This window comes from Streptomyces sp. NRRL F-5755 (assembly GCF_001279365.1).
GTDB classification, from domain to species: Bacteria; Actinomycetota; Actinomycetes; order Streptomycetales; family Streptomycetaceae; genus Streptomyces; species Streptomyces rimosus.
Map to the genome: position 1 here is coordinate 20,493 of NZ_LGCW01000057.1, position 6,532 is coordinate 27,024.

At 71.0% G+C, this 6,532-nt stretch carries 4 protein-coding genes; all 4 read left to right on the forward strand.

What is annotated here, in order from left to right:
* Positions 1 to 46 precede the first annotated feature (46 nt).
* The 4 genes from ADK86_RS08900 (at position 47) to ADK86_RS08915 (ending at position 6,260) form a co-directional block, all read left to right on the forward strand.
* Positions 47 to 1,138 carry a PucR family transcriptional regulator gene (locus ADK86_RS08900; protein WP_030602928.1) on the forward strand — a complete coding sequence of 364 codons (1,092 nt, stop codon included), beginning with the start codon at positions 47 to 49 and terminating at the stop codon, positions 1,136 to 1,138.
* A gap of 210 nt (positions 1,139 to 1,348) precedes the next feature.
* Positions 1,349 to 1,951, forward strand: coding sequence for a hypothetical protein (locus tag ADK86_RS08905; RefSeq protein ID WP_053696111.1), 603 nt, complete (start codon positions 1,349 to 1,351; stop codon positions 1,949 to 1,951).
* Between the two features lie 762 nt (positions 1,952 to 2,713).
* Positions 2,714 to 4,765: an APC family permease gene (locus tag ADK86_RS08910; RefSeq protein WP_053696112.1), complete on the forward strand. Its 2,052-nt coding sequence runs from the start codon at positions 2,714 to 2,716 to the stop codon at positions 4,763 to 4,765.
* A gap of 166 nt (positions 4,766 to 4,931) precedes the next feature.
* Positions 4,932 to 6,260, forward strand: a complete 1,329-nt coding sequence (locus ADK86_RS08915; RefSeq protein ID WP_053696113.1) for a class I SAM-dependent RNA methyltransferase — start codon at positions 4,932 to 4,934, stop codon at positions 6,258 to 6,260.
* The last annotated feature ends 272 nt before the right edge of the window (positions 6,261 to 6,532 follow it).

Here is a 6,532-nt window from a genome sequence, read left to right on the forward strand (position 1 = left end):
GGTGAAGGTGTGGCGGCGAGGAGAGCGGACGGTGCAGCACGGCGGGATGTCCCCGGAGTTCCTGGAGGGGTACACCACGCTCCTCGCCGAGGTGTCGGACACCGGGCGGCTGCCCCGGCGCGCGGAACTGGACGCGCTGCGCGAAGTGGGGGAGCGGGCCGCCGAGTCGGGGCACGGGCTGCGTGAGGCGGTCGGGCTCTTCCTGGGGGAGACGCGGCGGGTGTGGGGCACGCTGCCGGGGGTCGCGCGGGCCGCGGGCGCCACGGAGCGGGCCCGTACCGGCGATGCCGTGCTGGGCGCGGTGGACGCCGCGATCGCCGCGTTCGGCGAGGGCCACGAACGCGCGCAGCGGCTCGCCGTACGCCAGGAGGAGGCCGAACGCCGCGAGTTCGTCGACGACCTGCTGTACGGGCGCAGCGACCTGGGCCGGCTGGCCGAGCGCGCCGAGCGGTTCGGGCTGCGGCTGGCCCACGAGCACGCGGTCGCGGTGGCCGAGGGGGACGAGCCCTTCGACGACATCCACCCGGTCGCCCGCCGGGTCGAACGCGAACTGCTCGGCCGGTTCGGCGACCGCGATGTGCTGATCACCACCAAGGAGGGCCGGCTGATCTGCGTCGGCGCGAGCCGCGAGCGCACCGTGCTGGACGCCTTCGCCACCTACGCGCGCTGGCCCGACGTGGGCCGCCCCGGCGCCCGGCGGGTGGCCCTCGGCCGGCCGCACTCCGGCGCCGGCGGCGTGGTCCGCTCGTACGAGGAGGCCCTCGGCGCGCTGGAGCTGGCCGAGCAGCTGGACCTGGACGAACCGGTGCTGCGCGCCGCCGACCTGCTGGTCTTCCCGGTGCTGCTGCGCGACCGGGCGGCCATGGCCGACCTCGTCCGCACGGTCCTCGGCCCGCTGACGCAGTCGCGCGGCGGCGCCGGGCCGCTGCTGGAGACGATCGGGGCGCTCGCGGCGTCCGGGTACGTGAACGCCGAGGCGGCCCGCCGCCTGAAGGTGAGCGTGCGCACCCTGTCGTACCGCCTGGAGCGCATCAAGTTCCTGACCGGCTACGACCCGTCCGACGGCCTTCAGCGCTTCACCCTGGAAACGGCGGCGATGGGCGCGCGGCTGCTCGGCTGGCCGGACAAGCCGCTGTAGAGCGCCGGGGGACAGGCCGCGGCAGCCCGCCCCGAGAGCGGAATCCGGCCGCCACGCTTACCCTCCGGCCGCTCCCGACCGCAAGACCGCTGCCCGTTAACAGGACATCAGGAACGCATAAAGATTGCCGGAATCCGGCAATGTGCGGCACCCCCTCCCCTTGCCACCATCAAGGAACCGGCAGGAACGCACGAACGGGGACGGAAGGCCATGGGCGACTTCGGGGCATTCACACGGGCCGCGCTCGCCTTCCCGGCCGTCCTGTTCACCTTCGCGCTGCTGGTGGTGGCCGCCTACTGGCTGCTGGTGCTGGTCGGCGGGGCAGGCGTCGACATCCTCGACGGGGGTGAGGGTGTCGACGGCGGCTCCGCCGACGCCGCCGGACTGCCCGTGACGGTCACCTTCTCGCTCGGCGTCCTGATCGCCTGGACCATCACCCTGACCGGTGCCGCGCTGACCGAGAGCCCCCGGCTGCGCGCCGCCGCGCTGGGCCTCGCGCTGTGCGCCGCCTGGATCGGCGCCCGCGCCGCGGCGCGCCTGGCCCGCCGCCTGCTGCCCCCTGAACGGGTCGCCTCCCGCGACGACTTCGTCGGCCGGGTGTGCGTGATCCGCACCGGCCGGGTCACCGCCGACTTCGGCCGGGCCGAGGTGCACGCCGACGACGGATCGACGGCCGTGGTCCAGGTCCGTACACAGGAGAGCGGCCTCACGGCCGGCAGCAGCGCGTTGATCTTCGATTACGACACCGACGGCGAGTTCTTCCGGGTCGCGCCCTTCGACGCGGCCCTGGATTCGCGCGGCATGTCTGTCTGAGTGCTGACCGCTTGGGTGTCGTCCTTCTGAGCGCCGGCCGTCTATGCGCCGACCGGCTGAGCGCCGACCGGCCACGGACTGGGCGCGTACGGCTCGGCCGCCTGACCGCCTGACCGCCTGACCGCCTGACCGCCTGGCCACCCGACTGTCCGGCCGCCTGACTGCCCGGCCGCCCGGCCGCCGGCCTCGGCCTGCTGGCCCGGACGGCCGAGGGCGACGACTCCGTACGCGCCGACTGGCTCGACCGCCCCTACGGCACGGCCGACCGGCTAGGCCGCCCTACGGCACGGCCGAGCTGCGCGAGACCGTCTCCGTACTGCGCGGACCGCTCCGCGTCCGCGCGGTCGCCCTCGACAGCCAACCGCGCCTGCAACGCCTCCGTCACCCAGGCGGACGCCACCCGCACCGAGCCGCCGTGCCTCCTCCAGGGGGCGTAGCGCAAAGACGGCGGCGCGCATCGCCGCCGAGGTGAAAGAGATGTGGAGATCGCAGCCGAGCGAGAAGGTCCGGCCCGTTAAGAAAGCGTAGAAATCCCGCGGCTCCGCACGGCGGTCCTCACGGGGGCACGGAAAACGCCCGGCGTTAGGAATTCGTAGAGAAGGAGAAGGGAACCGGCCGCGTCGGCCCGCGCTGTGCAGGGACGATGAAAGCGCTGGTGGCCGTCGCGGCCGCGGATCGCGGTGTCGGCATACGGGCTCCTCGCCGCCGCCCATGCGGGTGGCGGGTGGGCGCCCACCTTGACGAAGGCTTAGCATCCTCTGCGTGTCCAAACTGACCGACGTGCCCAAACGGATCCTTATCGGGCGCGCACTGCGCAGCGACAAGCTCGGAGAAACCCTTCTCCCCAAGCGCATCGCGCTCCCCGTGTTCGCCTCCGACCCGCTCTCCTCCGTGGCCTATGCCCCGGGCGAGGTGCTGCTCGTCCTGTCCGTCGCGGGTGTGTCGGCGTACCACTTCAGCCCCTGGATCGCGGTCGCGGTCGTGGTGCTGATGTTCACGGTCGTGGCGTCCTACCGGCAGAACGTGCACGCCTACCCGAGCGGCGGCGGCGACTACGAGGTCGCCAACACCAACCTCGGTCCCAAGGCCGGGCTGACCGTCGCCAGCGCCCTGCTGGTCGACTACGTCCTGACCGTCGCCGTCTCCATCTCCTCCGGGGTGGAGAACCTGGGCTCGGCGATCCCGTTCGTCACCGAGCACAAGTCACTGTGCGCGATCGCCATGATCGTGCTGCTGACCCTGATGAACCTGCGCGGCGTCAAGGAGTCGGGCAAGCTCTTCGCGATCCCGACGTACATCTTCGTCGCCGGCGTCTTCATCATGATCATCTGGGGCGTGGTGCGCGGCGTGATCATGGGCGACACCATGAAGGCGCCCACCGCCGACTTCACCATCCACGCCGAACAGGGCGGCCTCGCCGGCTTCGCCCTCGTCTTCCTCCTGCTGCGCGCCTTCTCCTCCGGCTGCGCCGCGCTCACCGGCGTCGAGGCGATCTCCAACGGCGTCCCGGCCTTCCGCAAGCCCAAGTCCAAGAACGCCGCCACCACCCTGGCCCTCATGGGCGGCCTGGCCGTCACCATGTTCTGCGGCATCATCGGCCTGGCCATGGCCACCGACGTGAAGATGGCGGAGACCCCGGCCACGGACCTGCTGCACAACGGCGTCCCGGTCGGTTCCGGCTACACCCAGAACCCGGTCATCTCGCAGGTCGCCGCCGCGGTCTTCGGCGACGGCACGTTCTTCTTCGTCGTGCTCGCCGCCGCCACCGCCCTGGTCCTCTTCCTGGCCGCGAACACCGCGTACAACGGCTTCCCGCTGCTCGGCTCGATCCTCGCCCAGGACCGCTACCTGCCGCGCCAGCTGCACACCCGCGGCGACCGCCTGGCCTTCTCCAACGGCATCGTGCTGCTCGCCGGCGCGGCCATCGTCCTGGTCTACCTCTACGGCGCGGACTCCACCCGCCTGATCCAGCTCTACATCGTCGGCGTCTTCGTCTCCTTCACGCTCAGCCAGGTCGGCATGGTCCGCCACTGGAACCGCCACCTGAGCACCGAGAAGGACCCGGCCAAGCGCCGCCGGATGCACCGCTCCCGCGCGATCAACGCCTTCGGCGCCAGCCTCACCGGCCTGGTGCTGGTCGTCGTGCTGCTGACGAAGTTCAGCCACGGCGCCTGGGTCGCCGTCCTCGGCATGGTCATCTTCTACGCCACCATGACCGCGATCCGCCGCCACTACGACCGGGTCGCCGAGGAGATCGCCGCCGAGGACATCCCCGGTGACGAGGCGGTACGCCCGTCCCGCGTGCACTCGATCGTCCTGGTCTCCAAGGTCCACAAGCCCACCCTGCGCGCCCTCAGCTACGCCAAGCTGATGCGCTCGGACACCCTGGAGGCGGTCAGCGTCGACGTGGACCCCGCCGAGACCAAGGCCCTCAAGGCCGAGTGGGAGCACCGCAACCTCGACGTACCCCTGAAGGTCCTCGCCTCCCCCTACCGCGAGATCACCCGCCCCATCATCGACTACGTGAAGTCCCTGCGCCGCGAGAGCCCGCGCGACGCCGTCTCCGTCTACATCCCCGAGTACGTCGTCGGCCACTGGTACGAACACCTCCTCCACAACCAGAGCGCCCTCCGCCTCAAGGGCCGCCTCCTGTTCACCCCCGGCGTGATGGTCACCTCCGTCCCCTGGCAGCTCGACTCCTCCGAGGCCGCCAAGCGCCGCGCCCGCAAGCGCGCGGAGTGGAACGCGCCGGGCGCGGTCCGGCGGGGACCGGTGGCACAGCCGAAGAAGGAGAAGGCGGCTACGCGGAAGTAACCGCGCCGCACTGCCCGGGGCCCGGGCCTGCCAACCGGCGGGTCCGGGCCCTTGCGCTTCCGCTCCCCCCGTCCGGTTCGGACTTCGCCCACTCGCCCCGTAGACTTGCAGGTCGGCATCGGCCGCCCCGTACCCCTTCCTCCACCCACCCAGGAGCTCCCCCACCATGCAGACCGAACCCAAGAAGTCGCTGGTAGGCGAGGAGTACGAGGTCGAGGTCGGCCCCGTCGCACACGGCGGCCACTGCATCGCCCGTACGGACGAAGGCCAGGTCCTCTTCGTACGGCACGCCCTCCCCGGCGAACGCGTCATCGCCCGCGTCACCGACGGCGAGGAAGGCGCCCGCTTCCTGCGCACCGACGCCGTCGAGATCTTGACCCCCTCCAAGGACCGCATCGAAGCCCCCTGCCCCTTCTCAGGCCCCGGCAAGTGCGGCGGCTGCGACTGGCAGCACGCCGCCCCCGGCGCCCAGCGCCGCCTGAAGGCCGATGTGATCACCGAGCAGCTGTTCCGCCTGGCCGGCCTCACCCCCGAGGAGGCCCGCTGGGACGGCACCGTCGAACCGGCCCCCGGCGACAAGGTCCCCAAGGGCGAGGTCCCGGCCTGGCGCACCCGCGTCCAGTACGCCATCGACGCCGAAGGCCGCGTGGGCCTGCGCAAGCACCGTTCCCACGAAGTCCAGCCCATCGACCACTGCCTGATCGCGGCGCCGGGCGTCTCGGAACTCGGCATCGAAAAGCGCGACTGGCCCCAGATCGCGACGGTCGAGGCCATCGCCGCCACCGGCTCGAACGACCGCCAGGTCGTCCTGACCCCCCGCCCCGGCGGCCGCCTCCCCATCGTCGAACTCGACAAGCCCGTCTCCGTCCTCCGCGTGGGCGAAAAGGACGGCGGCATCCACCGCGTCCACGGCCGCCCCTTCGTCCGCGAACGCGCCGCCGACCGCACCTGGCGCGTGGCCAACAGCGGCTTCTGGCAGGTCCACCCCAAGGCCGCCGACCTCCTGGTGGAGGCCGTCATGCAGGGCCTGATGCCGAAGAAGGGCGACATGGCCCTCGACCTGTACTGCGGCGTCGGCCTTTTCGCGGGCGCACTGGCCGACCGCGTCGGCGAAAAGGGCGCCGTCCTCGGCATCGAAAGCAGCAAGCGAGCGGTGGAGGACGCCCGCCACAACCTGCAGGACCTGGACCGCGTGCGGATCGAGCACGGGAAGGTCGAGCAGATCCTGCCGCGGACGGGAATCTCGGACGTGGACCTGATCGTGCTGGACCCGCCGCGCGCGGGGGCCGGGCGACAGACGGTTGCGCATCTGGCTTCGTTGAGCGCTCGGCGTATTGCTTATGTGGCTTGCGATCCGGCGGCGTTGGCGCGGGATTTGAAGTATTTCGCGGGGGAGGGGTATGTGCCTCGGCGGATGCGGGCGTTTGATTTGTTTCCTGTGACGCATCATGTGGAGTGCGTGGTGATCCTTGAATCGGCCGCAAAGGGCGCCTGACCTGCGGTTTCGTGCGTGCGCATTATGTACAGTGTGGGCGTTACGGGCGATATCTTGACGCTGAAATGACGCTCGTGACGCTCATTCTGATGGGATGTCACCTGACTGTTGGTGCAGGTCGTGCCAGGTTGAGGGCGAGTTCCCGCAGGCATCTTTGCAGGAACTCGAAGGAAACTAAGACGTCATTTCATTTGGAGTCGTCGATGGCAGATGAGGGTTGAGGCGATGGCGGTGAAGGCGAGGAAGTGTTCGGGCTTGCGTTCGTAGCGGCG